Origin of the sequence: Nisaea sediminum (assembly GCF_014904705.1) — a bacterium.
Taxonomy (GTDB): Bacteria; Pseudomonadota; Alphaproteobacteria; order Thalassobaculales; family Thalassobaculaceae; genus Nisaea; species Nisaea sediminum.
Genome location: NZ_JACZCQ010000012.1, coordinates 13,092 through 30,633, shown reverse-complemented (window position 1 = coordinate 30,633; position 17,542 = coordinate 13,092). Strand labels below are relative to the sequence as shown.

The following is a 17,542-nucleotide window of genomic DNA, read 5'->3' as shown; positions in this document are numbered from 1 at the left end:
CCGGGAGGCGGACTTGGACTTCAGTTTGAGCGAGGAGCAGCGGCTCTTTCAGGATGCGGTGCGCGGCTTCGCGGAACGTCATCTTCGCGATGGGGCGCTGGCCCGGGCGCATGAGGACGGCTTCCCGTTCGCGATCGCGAAGCTGATGGCCGAGCAGGGCCTGATGGGCATCACCTTCGCCGAGGAGGATGGCGGGCAGGGCGGTACGGTGATGGACGCGGTGCTCGCGATCCAGGCCGTTGCGGAAGTCTGCCCGCGCAGCGCCGACGTCATCCAGGCCGGGAATTTCGGTCCTATCCGCACCTTCGCCGAATATGCGACCCCGCTGCAGAAGGAGAAGTGGCTGACCCGCCTGCTCGCCGGCGAGATCGCGATCTCGCTCGGGATGAGCGAGCCGGAAGCGGGCTCCGCGGCGACCGAACTCGTCACCTCGGCGACACCAGACGGAGACGGCTTCCGCATCAATGGCAGCAAGGTCTTCTCCACGCATAGCCCCGAGGCGGAGATCTTCCTGATCTATGTGCGCTACGGCCCCGGGATCGACGGCATCGGCTCCGTAATCCTCGAACGCGGGCAGGAGGGGTTTACCTTTGGTGAGCCGGTGCGCTATGTCGGCGGCGAGCACTGGTGCCAGCTCTATTTCGACAATGTCTTTGTCCCGGCGGAGAACGTGCTCCTTGGCGAGGGCGGGTTCCGCAAGCAGATCTCGGCTTTCAATGTGGAGCGGATCGGGAATTCCGCGCGGGCGCTCGCCTTCGGCCGGCATGCCTTCGAGATCGCCAGGGAACACGCTCTGACGCGCAAGCAGTTCGGTCGCGAGCTGGCCGATTTCCAGGGCATCCAGTGGAAGTTCGCCGAAGCCGCAGCGCAGATGGAGGCGGCACAGCTCATGCTCTACAAGGTCGCGACGGAAGCGGCGGACCGGCTGCCGTCCGCCTATGATACGGCAATCACCAAACTCCTCTGTAACGAAGCGGGGTTCCGCGCCGCGAATGACGCCATGCAGGTGCTGGGCGCGCTCGGCTATACCGAGGAGAGCCTTGTCGAATATTGCTGGCGCCGGACCCGCGGCTGGCAGATCGCCGGCGGCAGCCTTGAGATGATGAAGAACCGGATCGCCGAGGGCGTCTTCGGGCGCCGGTTCTCGCAGCGTCCGCCAAAGGCAAAATAATTGCCTTTGGCAATGATTTTATTGCCATAAGCAATCGATTGCATCATCATGCGGATCTCAAAGGAGGTTCGCATGGTGGAACTGCGTCAGGATCCGGTCGAGGCTGTTCGGCATTTCAGCCGCTTTTTCACCGGCAAGATCGGGGTGTTGAAAGAGCGTCTGCTGGACAGCGATTTCACCCCGCCCGAAGCACGCGTGATCTTCGAACTCGGGCATCACGACGGCATGACGGCACGCGACCTCGCGGAGTTGCTTGCGCTCGATCCCGGATATCTCAGCCGTCTGCTCGGCGGGCTGAAGCGAAAAGGACTGGTTTCGCACCGGGTGTCGGAGCAGGACCGGCGCCGGCAGCTGCTGTCCCTGACCGAAGCCGGCAGGGCGGCGCTCGAAATTCTCGAGGCGCGCTCGCGGGCTGAGATCGGCGAAGTGCTCGAACCGCTTGCGCCGGTGAAGCAGCGCGAACTGGTCAACAGTCTGGAAGCGGTGGAACGACTTCTCCGCGGCGCGGCGTCTCCTTCCGTTCCGGTTATCCGACCTCATCGCATCGGCGAGCTCTCCTGGATCCTCTCACGGCAGGCCACGCTCTATGCCGAGGAATATGGTTGGGATGGCGCATTCGAACTGACGCTGCTGAAGATCGGGCGCGAATTCCTCGAAAACTACAATCCGCAGGACGATTGTCTCTGGATCGCGGAACATGAAGGACGAATTGCCGGATCTGCCGCCGTGGTGCGCGACGGTACCGGGACAGCCAGGCTCAGGATTGTCTATGTGGAGCCATCGGCACGCGGTCTCGGGTTAGGGCACAAGCTGGTTGGCGCCTGTATCGATTTCGCACGAAGCCGGGGATACAGGGATATGGTGCTTTCCACCTTCAGTGTGCTGACGGCAGCGCGCCGGGTCTACCAGGCCGCCGGATTCTCGCTTGAGCGGAGCGAGGATATGGAGATCTACGGACAGGCGCTCACCGAGCAGCATTGGCGCCGCGATATGGCATAGCACCCTTGCCGCGATCGGCGCTTTCACGCCAGCAAATTATGCTTGAATATCAGTCGGTGGGGACGATGCGTCGGCCCGTAGCTTCATGTCCTGCCGACTGGTCTATCGATGACTGAATACGTCCCCCCGCTGCTGGCGCTGTTCGCCGCCTTCATGTTCGCCGTCGGCGGGCAGTTCCAGAGTCTCGGGGTCCAAACCCTGGACTCGCGTACCGGAGCGGCGATATCGATCACCTTCTCCGCATTGATGTACTGGGTCGTCGCGCCGATCTTCATGGATTGGTCCCACTGGCTGCACCCGGCGGTGCTGATCTTCGCCGCGGTCGGTCTCTTCCGTCCGGCGCTTTCCGCGAACCTCTCGGTCATCGGCATCCGCTATCTCGGCCCGACACTGGCCTCGACGCTGGCCTCGACCTCGCCGCTCTGGGGCCTCGCGCTCGGTATCCTGGCGCTTGGCGAACAGCTGACTCCCGCGACCGGCCTCGGAACGGCGGGAATCGTTGCCGGAGTCTTCATGCTCTCCCGGCGGGGAAAGCTGAGCGCGCATTCCTGGCCTCTCTGGGCTCTGCTCTTTCCGCTGGGCGCGGCCATGCTGCGGGCAGCGGCACACGTCCTCTCAAAGGTCGGAATGGAATTCATTCCGGATTCCTATTTCGCCACCCTCGTCGGGTTCACCGTTTCGGCGGTCATCGCGACCGGCGCGCGCTTCGTAAAGAAGGTCGATGCGCCCTTCGTCTGGAACGCGCCGGGGCCGAGATATTTCGCCTTCGCGGGGCTTGCATTCGGGTTTGCGGTGGTCTGCCTCAACCAGGCGCTCCTGCTCGGCAAGGTCGTGACCGTCGTGCCGATCATCGCCGCCGCACCGATCTTCAGCATGATGCTCAGTCTGGCGATCTTCCGCCGCGAGGTGCTGACCGTGAAGATCGCTCTGGCGGTGCTGATCGTCTGCGGCTCCGTGGCTCTGATCGCGTTCTACCGCTAGGCCGCCATCTACCGCTAAGCTGGCAGCACGACCTCCCCGGTCATGAGAAGCCGCGCCGTTCGGATCACGGTCACCGAGCGGACGGTGGGGGCGCCCTCCAGACTGACGTCGGTGCCGATCGGAAGGATGCCCGAGGGATTGGCGAGCCGCACATCTCCGTCGGCCTGTTTCGCGAGATCTGCCGGAACGGTGCCGGGAATGCGGCTCGCGACGGCGGAGCACATGGCACCCGTCAGCGGAAGTACCCGGTGAACATTCTCCATCGACAGCATCCGCACTGCGAGATCGGCTTTCTCCGGATCGATCGCATTGCCCGCGAGGTCCTTTGCGGGGAGAGGTACGCCGACGATTGCGATCTTCGGGACCGCTGACGGAGCCGCGCTCTCGTCCTCTGCCAGTCCCATCAATACGGCGGCCTTGCGGCGGAGTTCCTCCAGAAGGGCCATCAGGGCGGTGTCGCTCTCCAGTTCCCGGATCGTCTCGTTCGCCGTCCGTCCGAAAGCGCCCGCATCGAGGAAGACGCAGGGATTTCCGACATCGAGCAGGGTGGCTTCGAAGACGCGCCCGTCCTCGGCCACGATCCGGTCCTTCAGGTTTCCGCTCGGGAACAGGCGGCCCGTCCCTGCACCCGCAGGATCGAGGAATTCGAGGCGGATCGCCGCGCCGGTTCCCGAAACGCCGGGGATGGCAAAGGTCCCGGTCTCGACCGCGCGCCCGTCCGAGACCTGGAAATGGGCGATCAGGATCTTGCTCGTATTGGTGTTGAAAATACGGACCGAGGTCGGTCCATCCTCAAGCTGGATCAATCCGCGTTCGAGCGCGAAAGGCGCGACGGCGGAGGAGAGATTGCCGCAGTTCGAGCTGTAATCGACCAGAGCCTCGCCGACAGCGACCTGGGTGAAGGTGAAATCGAGATCGGCCTCTTCACGCAGGCTCGCGGAAATCACCGCGGCTTTCGAGAGCGAGGACACGCCGCCGCCCATGCCGTTCAATTGCCGGCCGTAGGGATCCGGACTGCCGATGACCGAGAGGAAAAGAGGATCCCACTCGGCACGTGCCGCCGGGAGATCGGCCGCGGCGAAAAACACGCCCTTGCTGGAACCGCCGCGCATGAAACAAGCCGGGATCCTGATGCTGGGCATGGGGTGTTTATCTCTCGTTGGCGGGTGTCGCAGTCGTCGGAGGGAAGGATAGAGTCACCGAGGTTCCGCGGCCAAGCTCGCTTTCCACGCCGATGGTGCCGCCCATCGCTTCGGTAAGCCGCTTGGAGACATGCAGGCCGATGCCGAGCCCGCCCGCCGTGACGTTGCGTTTCGCCTCCGAGCGGACATAGAGCTCGAAAATATTCTCCAGGACCGCGGGCGCGATTCCGGTTCCGGTATCCGCGACCTGGATTTTCACGCCGGTCGCATCGCGCCAGAGGGCAAGGGTGATCGTGCCGCCCGCATCGGTAAACTTCACCGCATTGCTGAGCAGGTTCAGCAGAACCTGACGCAGTCTCTGCGGATCGACCGGATGGTGCACCGTGTCCTTCGGCAGCAGAACACGGATCTTCAGCTTTTCCGACCGGGCGCGCGGCTCGATCACCGAGCGGCATTCCCGGAGGATTTCCTTCAGGTCACAGCGCTCGAGCTTGAGACGGAGATTGTTGTCCTCGATCAGCGAGAGGTCGATCAGCTCATTGATCAGATCGAGCAGGTGCCGGGCAGAGACGCCGATGGTCTTCACATAGTCCGCGTATTTCTCGTGCGGCATCGGTCCGAGGGTCTCGTGCTGGATCATCTCGGAGAAGCCGATGATCGCGTTCAGCGGCGTGCGCAGCTCGTGGCTCATGGTGCCGAGGAAGCGGCTCTTCGCGACATTGGCGGCATCCGCCTCGTCGACCGCTTCTGTCAGTGCTTTCTCGATCTCGACATGGCGCGAACTGTCCCGCATCGATGCGGTGAACATGATGCCGATATCGGTCGGGACCCGCATCATGGCCATTTCGACGGGAACCAGGCTGCCTTGCCGTTGCCGTGCGAAGACTTCCCGGTGCAGGGTCGGCGAGGCGTCGTCGGAGCGCGCCAGAAGGCTGCGGCGGATTGAGCGGTGGGCGGCCCGGTCGGCATCGGGGAAGAGGATTTCGACCTGCTGGCCGATCAGATCGGAGGATCTGTAGCCGAGCAACTGTCCAAGCAGCCGGTTGGCGCCGCGGATGATTCCCTCGGCATCGAACACGACCAAAGGATCCGGAACCGCATCGATCGGAATCGGCAGATCATTCTGGCTAAGACCTCCCGAGGCCTTGCCAAATGGCGGCTCTGAGTCATTCCCCAAGTTACTTTGGCCCCGGAGGCTCGTATGCGGCAATGTGGTCGTTCCCGGCTGATTTTATGAACAGATCCGGCCCAGCCTATCCCCCCCATCCGAACAGGCAGCCGACGGCCATTCTTTGCCGCCACATCACAAGACTAAGTGCAAATGGGTTCTCGATCCACTTTATTTAGTGGTGGGTTTAGCGAAATTGTACTCAATTTCGAATGGTGGCGTCGTGCGGGAAATCGTCTCACGATGGAGTATCGCCCGCCAGGGTTATGCGGTGCATCAGCCGGCGAAACCCATGATAGTCGTTGATCGGGTAATGCATCGCGGAACGGTTATCCCAGAATGCCAATGCGCCGGGACTCCAACGGAACCGGCAGGTGAATTCCGGCTGAATTTGGTGCTCGAAGAGGAAATCCAGGATGGGCGCACTTTCCTCTTCGGTCATGCCGTCGAAGCGGATCGTGTGGGCAACGTTCACGTAGAGTGCCTTGCGTCCGGTTTCGGGATGCGTGCGGATGACGGGATGGAGGGATTGCAGCTCGTCGCCCTTCTTGCCGACCGACGCGTGTTTCATCATGTCGGTGCGGGTCTGCTGCACGCGACTCTTGCCGGATATGTGGATCGCCTTCAGCCCGCCGAGCAGACCCTTCATGCCGTCGGACAGCGCGTCATAGGCGAGGTACTGGTTGGCGAACAGGGTGTCGCCGCCATAGGGCGGGAGTTCAAGCGCGTAGAGCATCGTGCCCATTGGCGGCTGTTGCTGGTAGACCGTATCGGAATGCCAGATGCCGCCAAAATTGTTCCGGTCCTCCTCGCGTTTCAGGATCGGCGTGATCTCTGGGAAGTCTTCCAATCCCTTGACGAAGGGATAGATCATCGGTTCGCCGAAACGTTTCGCGAAGGCGAGCTGCCGAACGGGAGTGAGTTTCTGGTCCGGCAGGAAAATCACGAGATGGTCGAGCAGGGCCTGCCTGACGGCGGCGACCGTCGTCTCGTCGAGTTCGCGCGATGCGTCGATGCCGTAAATCTCGGCGCCGAGCGCCCCCGCTATCGGACGGATATCGAGCGCGGGCTCGACCTTCCTGGAATGCGCCATGTTTTCCTCCCGGCCGCAATTGACATGCGTTACTGCAAATTAAGCTCCGGGTAGTGCCGTCCGGCAAGCGGTGCCGTTCCTATTCCACGAAGCGGTCGGGAACGGCCATCCTGCGGACCTCCTCAGGCGTGAGGCCTTCCGCGCGCAGATCGCGGATCGCAGCCGATTGATGGCGTTTCGCAAGGCGCTTGCCGGTCATATCACGCAGCAGGCCATGATGGTGGTAGTCCGGTGCCGGCAGACCGAGCAGTGCCTGCAGCAGACGGTGGATATGGGTCGCCTCGAACAGATCCTCGCCGCGGGTGACCAGTGTGACGCCCTGCAGCGCGTCGTCGAGCGTCACCGAAAGGTGGTAGCTCGTCGGAATGTCCCGGCGGGCCAGCACGACGTCGCCGAAGAGGTCCGGCCGCGCGGTCTGTTCGCCCTTTCCGCGGTCATGCCAGTGGAGCGGCCCGGCGCGCTCCATGGCGCGCGCCATACGGAGTCGGAGTGCGAAGGGCGCGCCTTCCTCCTCGCGTTGCGCGCGTTCCTCGTCGGACAGCAGGAGATCGGTATCGGTCGGAGCAGCTTCAGGAGCACCGTGCGGGGCTGACAGTGTTTCGTTCAACTCGCGGCGGGAGAGGTAGCAGCGGTAGAGCAGCCCCATCTCCTCCAGGCGGTCGAGTGCGGTCTGGTAGTCCGCGAAATGCTCCGACTGCCGGCGCACCGGTTCCGGCCAGTCGAGCCCGAGCCAGCGGAGATCCTCCAGGTTGCGGGCCTCGATTTCGGGCCGGCAGCGCGTGACGTCGATATCCTCGACGCGGAGCAGGAACGTGCCTCCCTCCCGTGCCGCCGCTTCCGCGGCGAAGAGCGCCGAATAGGCATGGCCCAGATGCAGGTCGCCGGTGGGCGACGGGGCGAAGCGGGTGACGGTGCCGGACGGTTTGGCGGCTGGCGGGATCGGCGGCAGGGCAAAGGCTCCAAACTTGGCGCGACGCGGTTCCTGCTATAGGTAGCTTAGCCAGTGCGGGAGCGAAACCTGTCTCCCGATTGCTTTTAGGAGAGACGGCGATGATCGAACTCGACGGCCCGAGGATGGAGGCGGCCAGCGGTGAAAAAGCGACGGCGCTCGTGGTGCTGCTGCATGGGCTGGGCGCGGACGGCAACGACCTGATCGGGCTGGCCCCGGTCTGGGCGCCGCATCTGCCGCATGTCGCCTTCGCTTCGCCGCATGCGCCGTTCCCCTGCGATATGGCGCCGTTCGGCCGGCAATGGTTCAGCCTGCAGGTGCGGACCGAGGAGGTCATGCTGAAGGGGGTGCGCGAGGCGGCGCCAATCCTCGAGAATTATCTCGCGCAGGAACTGGCCCGCCGCAGCCTTGGCTGGGACCGGCTCGCGCTGGTCGGCTTCTCGCAAGGCACGATGATGTCGCTCCATCTGGCGCCGCGCCTCGAGAACGCGGTTGCGGGTGTGGTCGGCTATTCCGGAGCTCTGGTTGGCGGCGACTTGCTGTCGGACGAGATCAAGTCGCGGCCGCCGGTCTCCCTGATCCACGGCCAGGCGGACGAGGTGGTGCCGCACGGTGCGATGCCCGCCGCCGAGGCCACGCTCGCCGGCGCCGGGATCGACGTCGAATCGCTGTCGCGGCCGGGTCTTGGGCACGGAATCGATGAGGACGGACTGCGCCGCGGGCTTGTTTTCCTGCAGCGTGTGCTACCTCAATAGCGGCGGTTATCGCGGCGTTTTTCCGGACCTCTTCGCGGTGCGGAAAAACCCGGTGACAAGTTACAAAAACCGTAACAATATATTGATATCTAGCCATTGCCGCTCAGGCACAACTTGTTGGAAACAGAGGTCGGCGACACATGTACATCGTGATACCCCACAAAATGTTGTGGTCGGGCGCGGTACTCTTTCGCCGGCTTCCTAGTCGGTAAGCCTCGGGCCGGAGGGAGAGACACGCATGAATGGTCAATCGGCGGCTCATCCTTCTCCGGCACTCGTCCTGAACGCGGACTTCAGACCGCTGAGCTACTTCCCGCTTTCCCTTTGGGCCTGGCAGGACGCCGTGAAGGCGGTGTTCCTTGACCGGGTGAACATCCTCTCCGAATACGATCACGTGGTGCGCTCGCCGAGTTTCGAGATGAAACTGCCGAGTGTGATCGCGCTGAAAGAGTTCGTGCCGCAGTCGCGGCGCCCGGCCTTCACGCGCTTCAACGTGTTCCTGCGCGACCGTTTCTGCTGCCAGTATTGCGGCGCCCGCTTCCCGACCCATGACCTTACCTTCGATCATGTGGTGCCGCGCTCGCGGGGCGGTCGAACGAGCTGGGAAAATGTCGTAACGGCCTGCGGTCACTGCAATCTGCGCAAGGGCGACCGGATGCCGACCCCGAAAGGCTTCATGCCGATCGTGAAACCGGCCCAGCCCTCGACCTACCTGTTGCAGGAAAACGGCCGGGCCTTCCCGCCGAATTACCTGCATGAGAGCTGGCGCGACTATCTCTACTGGGACAGCGAGCTGGAGCAGGACGAGTTCGACAGCCAGCCGGCTTTCTAAGCGTTTATCCGACCACTGCTTTGCCGCTGGCATTTGCACGTCTAACGGCTTTCGCGTCGGGTCTTTGTCGTCCCGCATCGCGGCTCCCGAAGGGCATTAACGGAAAAGTTACTACGACTGTACTACTCCTGAGGCTTGTCTCTGGCAGGTATCGAGCCCGGGAGGGCACCGTGCGGTTCAATCATCTCGTCTTCATCCTCATCGCAGCCATTTTGGCAATCATTGCACTGCTCGCCGTGGTCAATTACCGGGCGCAGGAAGCAGCCCTGATCAACGAGAAGATCAAACAGGCAAGCGAGATCACTGAAGGTGCAAGTAAAGTCCTGGAGAGCGCTTTGCGCGATGGCCAGGATATTGCTAGCGCGAAAGAAGTGCTGCGCGACTTCCGGTACGACGAAGGCAACTACGTTTTCATCATCGGCTACGACCATTGCATGGTGCTGGATCCGGATGATCCCAAGAGCGAAGGTAAATGCAATCCTGAATCGTCGGTCCGCCAGGGCCTGCAGAAAGCCGCCGCCGGCGGTGGTGGAGCGTTCGAATACGTCACCAGTAAGGGGCGCCCGAAAGTATCCTACGCGCGGCCGATCGCGGGACAGAACATGTACGTCGCGACCGGTGTCTTCCTTGACGATTTTCAGGAAGTACTGCGCGCCGAGTTGATCCGCCAAGCCGTCGTCGGGACCGGAATAGGCGTCCTCATCGGCGGGCTCCTTTTCTTCTTCGTGACCCGATTGCGTAAGGACATCGACCGTATTATTGGCGGCCTGACTGAAGTTGCGGGCGGTAACACTCATTTCGACGAGCCAGCTCCGTCCTCGGTGCAGGAAATCGAGCGCATGCGCGAGGCACTCTTGATTCTTCGCGACCGGGTGGCCGAGGCGGAGGAATTGCGGGCTGAAAACGCCGAGGCGGAGCGTCGCAACAGGGACGAGCAGAAGCGCACACTTGAGACGCTGGCTGATGGATTCGAACGCGATGTCGGCGGGGCAACCGAGACGGTCTCGGGAACGACGCAGGAAATGACCGGGAACGCGGCTTCCATGCGGGAAGTTGCCGGCCGAACCAAGAGTCAGGCCGAGAATGCGGCTCGTCTGACAAACCAGGCTTCCGAATATGTGAACTCCGTCGCGGCTGCGGCGGAGCAACTCACGGCTTCGATTGCCGAGATCAGTCGCCAGACCAGTCAGGCAACGAAGATTTCCGGTGAAGCGGTCGACCGGGCCGAAGCGACGAACCAAATCGTTGCGTCGCTCGAAGTGTCGGCTAACGAAATCGGCGAAGTCGTCGCGCTCATCAGCGAGATTGCTGAACAAACCAACTTGCTGGCGCTGAACGCGACCATCGAGGCGGCGCGGGCTGGCGAGTCGGGGAAAGGTTTTGCGGTCGTCGCGAGCGAGGTCAAGAATCTTGCCAGCCAGACAGCGAAAGCGACCGACGATATCCGAGAGAAGATCGCCGGTATTCAGGCGGAGACCGGTAGCGCGGTTTCCGCCATCGCGGAGATCAAGCAGGTAATCTCGCAGATCAATGAGGTCGGAAGCTCGGTCGCCTCGGCCGTTGAGGAACAAAGCGCCGCCACCCAGGAGATTGTGCAAAACGTCCAGGCGGCCGCCGATGGTGCTGCAAGTGTCGCGGATGAAGTAGGCAATCTCAACGCCTCCGCAGCCGAAACCGGGGTCTACGCCGAGAAAGTGAGCGAATTCGCCTCGCAGGTCGGCGATGTGGTCACTGACCTGCGCAAACGGGCCGAAGCGTTTCTGGCGGGGATCCGGGTCTAAATCGGGGCGTCTCGCCTACAGTCCTGCCGCCTGCGTTCCCCATCCGATGGCCGCTCCGAGCAACACGACCAGCCAGGGCGGCAGTTTCCAGATTGCAAGGGCGAGATAGGCGAGCGCGACCAGCGCGAAGTCGATCGGTTTCGTCACAGAGCCGATGAAGACCGGATTGTAGAGTGCGGCGAGGATCAACCCGACGACCGCTGCGTTGACTCCGCCGAGCGCGGCCTGCGCCCGGCTACTGGCGCGCAGTTTCACCCAGAATGGCAGGGCCGCCGGAACCAGCAGGAAGGTCGAGCCGAACATCGCGATCAGGGCCGTTGCCGCGACCGCGATCTCGCCACCTTCCGGAGCCGCAGCGGTACCGAGGTAGGCGGAGAAGGTGAAGAGCGGGCCCGGGATCGCCTGTGCCATGCCGTAGCCGGCGAGGAAGGTGTCCCGGTCGACCAGTCCCGGCGGTACAATCTCCGCTTCGAGCAGCGGCAGGACGACATGGCCGCCGCCGAAGACCAGCGCGCCGACGCGGTAGAATGTGTCGGCGACCCGGAGGTGGATATTGTCCGTGCCGGCGGCCAGAAGCGGCAGCGCAGCCAGCAGTACGAGGAAGAGCGCGAGCATGACCAGAGCGGTCCGGGGGCCGACCCGCGTCTCGTAGGCGGCTGGCACCTCTCCTGTTTCGTCCGGCTTCAGCAACAGCAGGCCGAAGATGCCGCCCGCGAGGATCACCAAGAGCTGGCCGTAAGCCGGCGCCGCCACCAGCAAGAAGCCGGCGGCCAGTACTGCGAGTGTCGCGCGTGGTGCATCGGGACAGAGCGAGCGGCCCATCTGCAGAGCCGCCTGCGCGACGACCGCGACGGCGACCAGTTTCAGACCGTGCAGCCATCCCGCTCCGTCCGCCCCGCCGGCGACGTCGACGCCATAGGCGAACGCCACCAGCAGGATCGCGGAGGGAAGCGTGAAGCCGGCCCAGGCCGCCAGCGCGCCGAGCGGTCCGCCCTGGGTTAGGCCGATCGAGAAGCCGACTTGGCTGCTTGCCGGGCCCGGCAGGAACTGGCAGAGCGCGACCATGTCCGCATAGGCCCGATCATCGAGCCATTTGCGCCGGTTGACGAATTCCTCGCGGAAATAGCCGATATGAGCCACCGGCCCGCCGAAACTGGTACAGCCGAGGCGGAGGAAGACGAGAAGAATCTCGACCCAGGAGCGGCGCTCCGTTTCTCGCTGCGGGCTCATCGGCGGCGCGGGAGGCTGAGCGCGATGGCGAGGAGCCCCGCGGCGGCCGAGAGCAGGAAATTGTAGCCGGCCATCGAGATCCCGAACATTTCCCAGGCGATGTCTGTGCAGCGCACGACGGGCTGCGCCATCAGCTGCTGTTTCAGCGCTTCGAGACTGTCCGGCGTTCCGGTTGCACCGCATTCCGCTGTGCCTTCCCACCAGAGCTGCTCCACCCCGACGTGGTAGAGGCCGATGCCGGCGCTGGTCAGAAGGGCGAGACCGCCGAAGATTGTCAGCCAGCGCGAGGCGCCCGGATTGCGCGCCACGAGCACCAGAGCGAACAGTCCGAACAGGATCGCCGCCGCGTGCGGCCAGCGCTGGTAGAGGCAGAGTACGCAGGGGGCGAGACCGCCGAGATACTGGAAGGCGAAGGCCCCTCCGAGCATGGTGGCGGAGAACAGGGAAACCGCTGCCGGGACGAGCCAGGCGGGCCGCTCTTCGAGCATGGTTGTCACGGACCCGGTCAGCATGGCGCCATCCCCAGCGGTTCGACGGAGCGTCCGGACGGTTCTATCCGTCCGGCGCCGAAGGTCAAGCCCTTGCTTTGCTGTGCAGCTGTCAGGCCGTGTGCCGTCCGCGGGTTGCGGCCCTGAGATAGCAGAGCAGTCCGAGAATGCTGGTCCCGACCACGGTCTCCAGTGCGAAATCGTAACCGCCGATTTCCCAGAGCAGGGAGCCGAGGAAAGGGGCGCCCGCGAAGCAGGCGAGATAGGGCAGGGCCATGGCGCCCGAGATGGCTCCGAAATTCTCCTGGCCCATGATCTCGCGGGTGACCACGGGCCGCATGATGCTGGTCAGGCCGTAGCCGCTGCCCTGCAGGAAGACGAAGCCGGCGAGCAGCCAGAGCGACGAGCCTGCGGCCAGCAGCGCGCAGGCGACGGAGACCGCGAGGAAGCAGTAGATCATTGCGGCGAAGTTGGAGACGAAACGTTCCACCGACATCATGACGACGCGGCCGAGCACCTGCATCGGTCCGATCATCGAGGCGGCGGCGACCGCCAGTCCCGCCTCGACGCCGCGTTCCTTCAGCAGCGGCAGGAGGTGGTTGATCACCACGCCGTGGGAGATCGCCATCAGGGCGAAGCCGACGGCGAGCAGCCAGAAGGACGGGTTCGAGAGGAAATGCGCCGGCTTTGCGGGTGCGGAGCCGTCCGTTGCGGGTTTCGGCGTTTCCGGCACGTGATGCAGGCGGCCGGCCTCCAGGGCCTTGGCGCCCGCGAACATGAGCGGCAGGCCGACGAGGCATACGGCGGCGCCGGAAACCTGGACCGCGAAGCGCCAGTCCGCGAACGCGACCAGGGCATGGGCGCTCGGGAAGGAGACGGTTCCGGCGAAGCCGGCGACCAGCGTAATCAGGGTGATGCCGCGCTTTGCCGAGACGCCGCGCGTGCGGGTCACCAGCATGAAGCAGGGCTCGTAGAGACAGGCGGACATGGCGGCGCCGAGGCCGCACCAGACGGCGTAGAAGACAGGGAGACTGTCGACCAGCGAGAGCGAGGCGATCAGAATGCCGCCGATCAGGGTGGAGCCGGTGAGAACCTTGGCGCCGTATCCTCGGTCGATCAGCTTGCCGATATAGGGCGAACAGAGTGCCGAGACCGTGATCGAGGCGGTGAAGGCACCGGTCAGCTCGGTCTTGGACCAGCCGAGATCGGCTTCCCAATGCACCAGCAGGGCGGGGAAGATGTAATAGAGGCCTGCCCAGACGATGGTCTCGGCGACAGCCAGCATGGCGATGGGAGGATCGAGACGCATCCGGCGGAAAACCTCAGGCGGCCCTGTCGAGGCCGCCGCGCAGCACCGGCTCCCGCTCGGGTCCGTGATAGATGCCCCACTGCATGCCGCCCGCCTCGAAGCTGCAGGAGAAGGTCGCGAGAGTGTAGCTGTCGCTTGCCTCGCGCTCCGCGCGGCAGAGGATCGGGTTGTCGGCCTTTGTGCGGTCGAAGAGGATCGTCAGCGGATCGCGTTCACCGGCCGCGAGCATCTCCTCCGCGCGTTTCTGCCGTTCCCGCGAAGAGTCCGAAATCGTCTGCGCGATCCCGGCGAGGTCCGGGCGGATAAGATGGTTCGCATGGGCGTGCGGCGCTGCGACCTCTATCGCCGCATATCCGCTTGCCGGGGCCTCGACGGAGACCATCCGGCCCGATCCGTCGGCGAGGTTGTGATGGAACCCGGAGGCCCGGTCGGTGCGTTTCAGCAGGTCCAGCACTTCGTCCATGCTCTCCGCGGACAGCACGGCGCGGGTGATGACGTGACGCGGGATGCCCACCGTGAGGTCATGCGGGCGAATGTTGTTGATGGTCTGCACGATCCCGACCGCGTTCCAGCCGAAGGCATGACCGGGCAGCATTCCGGGATAGCAATAGGCGGCGAAAGCAGTGCCCTGGTCCGGTTCGAAATGGGCGAGGAACCCCTGGCCTGCCAGCGCCGCATCGCCATCCTCGTTATGAGCGAGAATTGCAGGGCGCCCAGCTTCGGCCGGGATCATCAGGCTGGTGCAGGCATCCTCGTCGCTGCGCACCAGATCGCGCAGGTCGCCCCGGCAGTTCCAGAGGAAGATCTTCTCGAAGGGCTGCCCGGCGCCGTCGGCGATCCCCTCGATCTCTCGCACATGGTCCGGGAAATGCCGTCGGGCGGCGGCTTCCAGGCCCTTCAGCCGGTCGGAGCCGATCCATTGCTCGAGAGCACGGAACTGGGGGGTCGCGAAGGAGGCGTCGGCGATGGCCTTCGCGCCTTTACGTCCGAGCGCCTGTCCGAGGTCGTAAGGCGTGCCGCTGGCGATGATCTGATCCATGGTGTGTTTCGTCTTCGTTGTCGTTTCTTCGTTTCCGGCACCGCCCGGAGAAGGTGGTCGGCTGGCGGCAACGTGAAGGCGGGTGAGGGCGAGGAATGTTGCCGCAGGCGAATACCATACGCACATTCTTCGGCGAATACAGCACCGCTCGACGGGTATCGGGCAGGGAGTCCGACCACATGATCCTCAGCCGCCTCGTCCTGGCTTTGCTTGTTCTCGTTTCGGTTCAGCTAGGTTCCGCGCTTGCCGCTCCCAAGGCCGAACTCTGGGCCCGCTGGGAGGCGCATGAACCGCGCAGCAAGTTGTCGCTGACGCACAGCGCCTGGACGTCATTTCTTGAAAGATACGTGCGGACCGCGGAAGACGGATCGACGCGCTTCGCCTACGGAGCGGTCACCCGTGAAGACCGCGCGGCTCTGGATGATTATGTTTCCGCACTCGAAGCTGTTCCGCTACGGACGCTGCCGCGGCGCGAGCAATTGCCCTTCTGGGTCAATCTCTACAATGCCCTGACCGTCCGCGTGGTGCTCGACCATTATCCGGTCGCCTCGATCCGCGATATCGACATCTCGCCGGGTCTCTTCGCCGACGGTCCTTGGGGGCGCCAACTGGCGACGGTCGAGGGTGAGAAGGTCTCGCTCGACGATATCGAGCACCGGATCCTGCGCCCGATCTGGCGCGATCCCCGCATCCATTACGCCGTGAACTGCGCCTCGCTCGGGTGCCCGGACCTGCAGCCGAGGGCTATGACGGCGGTTAATTCAGAGCGATTCCTGGAGGACGGAGCGCGTGCCTACATCAACCACACGCGCGGTGCCCGGATCGAGGACGGCAGGCTGATCGTCTCCAGTATCTACGATTGGTTCGAGGAGGATTTCGGAAGCTCGGACGCGGGCGTGATCGCGCATCTGAAGCACTACGCGACGCGCGACCTTGCCGCCGCTCTGGAGAGCGTCACACGGATCTCGGACGACACCTACGACTGGCGGCTCAACGATGCTTCCGAATGAGCCTCAGGTGCGCCAGCGCAGCAGCAGGCGTTCGGTCCGGCCGATGATCCAGGAGACCGTGAGGCCGATGGCGGAAAGGATAGCGACCCCGGCGATGAGCTGGTCCATCGCCATCAGGCTGCCGGCGAGCAGGATATAGGCACCGATGCCGTATTCGGCGCCGATCATCTCCGCGGCGACCAGCAGCACGATGGCGATGGCGGCCGAGATCCGGAAACCCGGCAGGATCGCCGGCAGGGCGCCAGGCAGGATGATCTTGCGGACGATCGAGAACCAGGAGAGGCCGAAGGACTGGCCCATGCGGATGAGTCCGCGGTCGACATTGTCGACCCCGCCATAGGTCGCGACCACGGTCGGGAAGAAGGTGCCGAAGAGGATCGTCGCCACTTTCGAGCCCTCGCCGATGCCGAACCAGATGATGAAGAGCGGCAGCAGCGCGATCTTCGGGATCGGGAAGATCGCGGCGACCAGAGGCACGAGACCGGCACGGGCAAGCGAGAAGAGGCCGATTGAGAACCCGACGGCAATGCCGAGTACGGTGCCTGCGGTCCAGCCGATCGCGAGGCGCGAGAGCGAGGCGCCGAGATGCTTCCAGAGCTGGCCGCTGTTGTAGAGATCGAGAAAGGCCTCTGCTGCCTCGCTCGGTGCCGGCAGCACCAGCGGGTGAATGATCCCGGTGCGGCTGCCGATTTCCCAGACGGTGATCAGCAGGGCGAAGACGGCCGCGCCGACCCAGATATTCGACTTCGGGCGGAACCCTCCGCCGCGGAAGGGAACCGGCTTCGGAGCGCGCGCCTCAGGCATCGACCAACTCCATGTCGGCGGCGGCCGCTTCGTCACGGATCAGGGCCCAGAGGCGCTCGCGCGCCTCGGTCAGCTCGGCGAGACGGCCTGGCCGCTCTGAGAGCGGCATGTCGATCGCGACCACGTCTCGGATCTTTCCCGGACGCCGCGAGAGCACGACGATGCGGTGGCCGAGCCGGACCGCCTCCTCCAGGTTGTGCGTGACATAGACGGCCGTGAAGGGCGTCTTCGACCAGAGGCCGACGAGATCGTCCATCAGCAGTTCGCGCGTCTGGCTGTCGAGGGCGGAGAGCGGCTCGTCCATCAGCAGGACCGCCGGGCGCACCGCGAGCGCTCGGGCGATGGCGACGCGTTGCTTCATGCCGCCGGAAAGCTGGCGCGGCAGGGCCTCCTTAAAGTCGGAGAGCTTCGTGCGGGCGAGTACGTCGTCGATGATCGCCGCGCGCTCGGCCGTGCCGACCGGGCGGTCCTCCAGCACTAGGGAGACGTTCCCGGCGACGCTGCGCCATGGCAGCAGAGCGAAATCCTGGAAGATATAGGTCAGCGGGTTGAGGCTGTCCGCCGGCGGTGCGCCATGCTGCAGCACGGCGCCTTCGTCGGGTTTCTCGAGGCCGCCGATCAGTCTGAGCAGGGTCGACTTCCCGCAGCCGGACGGGCCGACGATGCAGACGATCTCGCCCGCCGGGATTTCAAGATCGATCCCGCTGAGGACGGGCATTCCGCCGTAATGGTGACTGATGCCGTCGAGGGAAAGATGCATTGGGGATCCGTGAAGTGGCGAGAGGGCCCGG

General features: G+C 64.2%; 16 protein-coding genes and 1 pseudogene. 7 read left to right on the top strand and 10 right to left on the bottom strand.

Annotation, left to right across the window (positions count from 1 at the left end):
• Nucleotides 1–13 precede the first annotated feature (13 nt).
• The 3 genes from IG122_RS20995 (at nt 14) to IG122_RS20985 (ending at nt 3,151) form a co-directional block, all read left to right on the top strand.
• Nucleotides 14–1,171, top strand: coding sequence for an acyl-CoA dehydrogenase family protein (locus tag IG122_RS20995; RefSeq protein WP_193188327.1), 1,158 nt, complete (start codon nt 14–16; stop codon nt 1,169–1,171).
• A gap of 72 nt (nt 1,172–1,243) precedes the next feature.
• Nucleotides 1,244–2,170, top strand: a complete 927-nt coding sequence (locus IG122_RS20990; RefSeq protein WP_193188325.1) for a bifunctional helix-turn-helix transcriptional regulator/GNAT family N-acetyltransferase — start codon at nt 1,244–1,246, stop codon at nt 2,168–2,170.
• Between the two features lie 108 nt (nt 2,171–2,278).
• Entirely contained in the window at nt 2,279–3,151 is an 873-nt protein-coding gene (locus IG122_RS20985) for a DMT family transporter (protein ID WP_193188323.1), read from the top strand.
• A gap of 14 nt (nt 3,152–3,165) precedes the next feature.
• Here the strand turns inward: IG122_RS20985 and IG122_RS20980 are convergent, their stop codons facing one another.
• The 4 genes from IG122_RS20980 to gluQRS all read right to left on the bottom strand — a co-directional run bounded on the left by IG122_RS20980 (nt 3,166) and on the right by gluQRS (nt 7,494).
• Nucleotides 3,166–4,293: a 2-methylaconitate cis-trans isomerase PrpF family protein gene (locus tag IG122_RS20980; RefSeq protein ID WP_193188321.1), complete on the bottom strand. Its 1,128-nt coding sequence runs from the start codon at nt 4,291–4,293 to the stop codon at nt 3,166–3,168.
• A gap of 7 nt (nt 4,294–4,300) precedes the next feature.
• Nucleotides 4,301–5,470 carry a sensor histidine kinase gene (locus tag IG122_RS20975; protein WP_226893824.1) on the bottom strand — a complete coding sequence of 390 codons (1,170 nt, stop codon included), beginning with the start codon at nt 5,468–5,470 and terminating at the stop codon, nt 4,301–4,303.
• 229 nt (nt 5,471–5,699) lie between these two features.
• Entirely contained in the window at nt 5,700–6,554 is an 855-nt protein-coding gene (locus IG122_RS20970; RefSeq protein ID WP_193188317.1) for a TauD/TfdA dioxygenase family protein, read from the bottom strand.
• A 79-nt stretch (nt 6,555–6,633) separates the two neighbouring features.
• Entirely contained in the window at nt 6,634–7,494 is an 861-nt protein-coding gene (gluQRS, locus tag IG122_RS20965) for a tRNA glutamyl-Q(34) synthetase GluQRS (RefSeq protein ID WP_193188368.1), read from the bottom strand.
• Nucleotides 7,495–7,604: 110 nt separating this feature from the next.
• On the opposite strand from gluQRS, the gene IG122_RS20960 reads away from it, so the two are divergent.
• The 3 genes from IG122_RS20960 (at nt 7,605) to IG122_RS20950 (ending at nt 10,871) form a co-directional block, all read left to right on the top strand.
• Nucleotides 7,605–8,258, top strand: coding sequence for an alpha/beta hydrolase (locus tag IG122_RS20960; protein WP_193188315.1), 654 nt, complete (start codon nt 7,605–7,607; stop codon nt 8,256–8,258).
• Nucleotides 8,259–8,496: 238 nt separating this feature from the next.
• A complete protein-coding gene (locus IG122_RS20955) occupies nt 8,497–9,090 on the top strand; it encodes an HNH endonuclease (protein ID WP_193188313.1) in 594 nt (197 codons plus the stop codon).
• Between the two features lie 170 nt (nt 9,091–9,260).
• Nucleotides 9,261–10,871, top strand: a complete 1,611-nt coding sequence (locus tag IG122_RS20950; protein WP_193188311.1) for a methyl-accepting chemotaxis protein — start codon at nt 9,261–9,263, stop codon at nt 10,869–10,871.
• 15 nt (nt 10,872–10,886) lie between these two features.
• On the opposite strand, the gene chrA is transcribed toward IG122_RS20950, so the two are convergent.
• From chrA to IG122_RS20930, 4 genes are all read right to left on the bottom strand, one after another.
• On the bottom strand, nt 10,887–12,101 hold the full coding sequence (gene chrA, locus IG122_RS20945) for a chromate efflux transporter (protein ID WP_193188309.1): 1,215 nt from the start codon (nt 12,099–12,101) through the stop codon (nt 10,887–10,889).
• On the bottom strand, nt 12,098–12,613 hold the full coding sequence (locus IG122_RS20940; RefSeq protein ID WP_226893823.1) for a disulfide bond formation protein B: 516 nt from the start codon (nt 12,611–12,613) through the stop codon (nt 12,098–12,100). The genes chrA and IG122_RS20940 overlap by 4 nt, the downstream gene beginning before the upstream one ends.
• Before the next feature lie 88 nt (nt 12,614–12,701).
• Entirely contained in the window at nt 12,702–13,898 is a 1,197-nt protein-coding gene (locus IG122_RS20935) for an MFS transporter (RefSeq protein WP_193188307.1), read from the bottom strand.
• A gap of 13 nt (nt 13,899–13,911) precedes the next feature.
• Nucleotides 13,912–14,937: a C45 family autoproteolytic acyltransferase/hydolase gene (locus IG122_RS20930; RefSeq protein WP_193188305.1), complete on the bottom strand. Its 1,026-nt coding sequence runs from the start codon at nt 14,935–14,937 to the stop codon at nt 13,912–13,914.
• Between the two features lie 179 nt (nt 14,938–15,116).
• Here IG122_RS20930 and IG122_RS20925 point away from each other — a divergent pair, with 179 nt between their 5' ends.
• On the top strand, nt 15,117–15,947 hold the full coding sequence (locus tag IG122_RS20925; protein WP_193188303.1) for a DUF547 domain-containing protein: 831 nt from the start codon (nt 15,117–15,119) through the stop codon (nt 15,945–15,947).
• A gap of 3 nt (nt 15,948–15,950) precedes the next feature.
• On the opposite strand, the gene IG122_RS20920 is transcribed toward IG122_RS20925, so the two are convergent.
• Both IG122_RS20920 and IG122_RS24575 read right to left on the bottom strand, forming a co-directional pair.
• A complete protein-coding gene (locus IG122_RS20920; RefSeq protein ID WP_193188301.1) occupies nt 15,951–16,751 on the bottom strand; it encodes an ABC transporter permease in 801 nt (266 codons plus the stop codon).
• A gap of 267 nt (nt 16,752–17,018) precedes the next feature.
• A pseudogene (locus tag IG122_RS24575) lies at nt 17,019–17,469 on the bottom strand (ABC transporter ATP-binding protein); the annotation flags it as partial.
• Nucleotides 17,470–17,542: the final 73 nt, after the last annotated feature.

What these genes read in the sequence shown, in the direction of transcription:
- IG122_RS20990 (WP_193188325.1), top strand. Translation starts at nt 1,244, where the DNA reads ATGGTGGAACTGCGTCAGGATCCGGTCGAGGCTGTTCGGCATTTCAGC.
- IG122_RS20985 (WP_193188323.1), top strand. Translation starts at nt 2,279, where the DNA reads ATGACTGAATACGTCCCCCCGCTGCTGGCGCTGTTCGCCGCCTTCATG.
- IG122_RS20980 (WP_193188321.1), bottom strand. Translation starts at nt 4,293, where the DNA reads ATGCCCAGCATCAGGATCCCGGCTTGTTTCATGCGCGGCGGTTCCAGC.
- IG122_RS20970 (WP_193188317.1), bottom strand. Translation starts at nt 6,554, where the DNA reads ATGGCGCATTCCAGGAAGGTCGAGCCCGCGCTCGATATCCGTCCGATA.
- IG122_RS20960 (WP_193188315.1), top strand. Translation starts at nt 7,605, where the DNA reads ATGATCGAACTCGACGGCCCGAGGATGGAGGCGGCCAGCGGTGAAAAA.
- IG122_RS20955 (WP_193188313.1), top strand. Translation starts at nt 8,497, where the DNA reads ATGAATGGTCAATCGGCGGCTCATCCTTCTCCGGCACTCGTCCTGAAC.
- chrA (WP_193188309.1), bottom strand. Translation starts at nt 12,101, where the DNA reads ATGAGCCCGCAGCGAGAAACGGAGCGCCGCTCCTGGGTCGAGATTCTT.
- IG122_RS20940 (WP_226893823.1), bottom strand. Translation starts at nt 12,613, where the DNA reads ATGCTGACCGGGTCCGTGACAACCATGCTCGAAGAGCGGCCCGCCTGG.
- IG122_RS20935 (WP_193188307.1), bottom strand. Translation starts at nt 13,898, where the DNA reads ATGCGTCTCGATCCTCCCATCGCCATGCTGGCTGTCGCCGAGACCATC.
- IG122_RS20930 (WP_193188305.1), bottom strand. Translation starts at nt 14,937, where the DNA reads ATGGATCAGATCATCGCCAGCGGCACGCCTTACGACCTCGGACAGGCG.
- IG122_RS20925 (WP_193188303.1), top strand. Translation starts at nt 15,117, where the DNA reads ATGATCCTCAGCCGCCTCGTCCTGGCTTTGCTTGTTCTCGTTTCGGTT.
- IG122_RS20920 (WP_193188301.1), bottom strand. Translation starts at nt 16,751, where the DNA reads ATGCCTGAGGCGCGCGCTCCGAAGCCGGTTCCCTTCCGCGGCGGAGGG.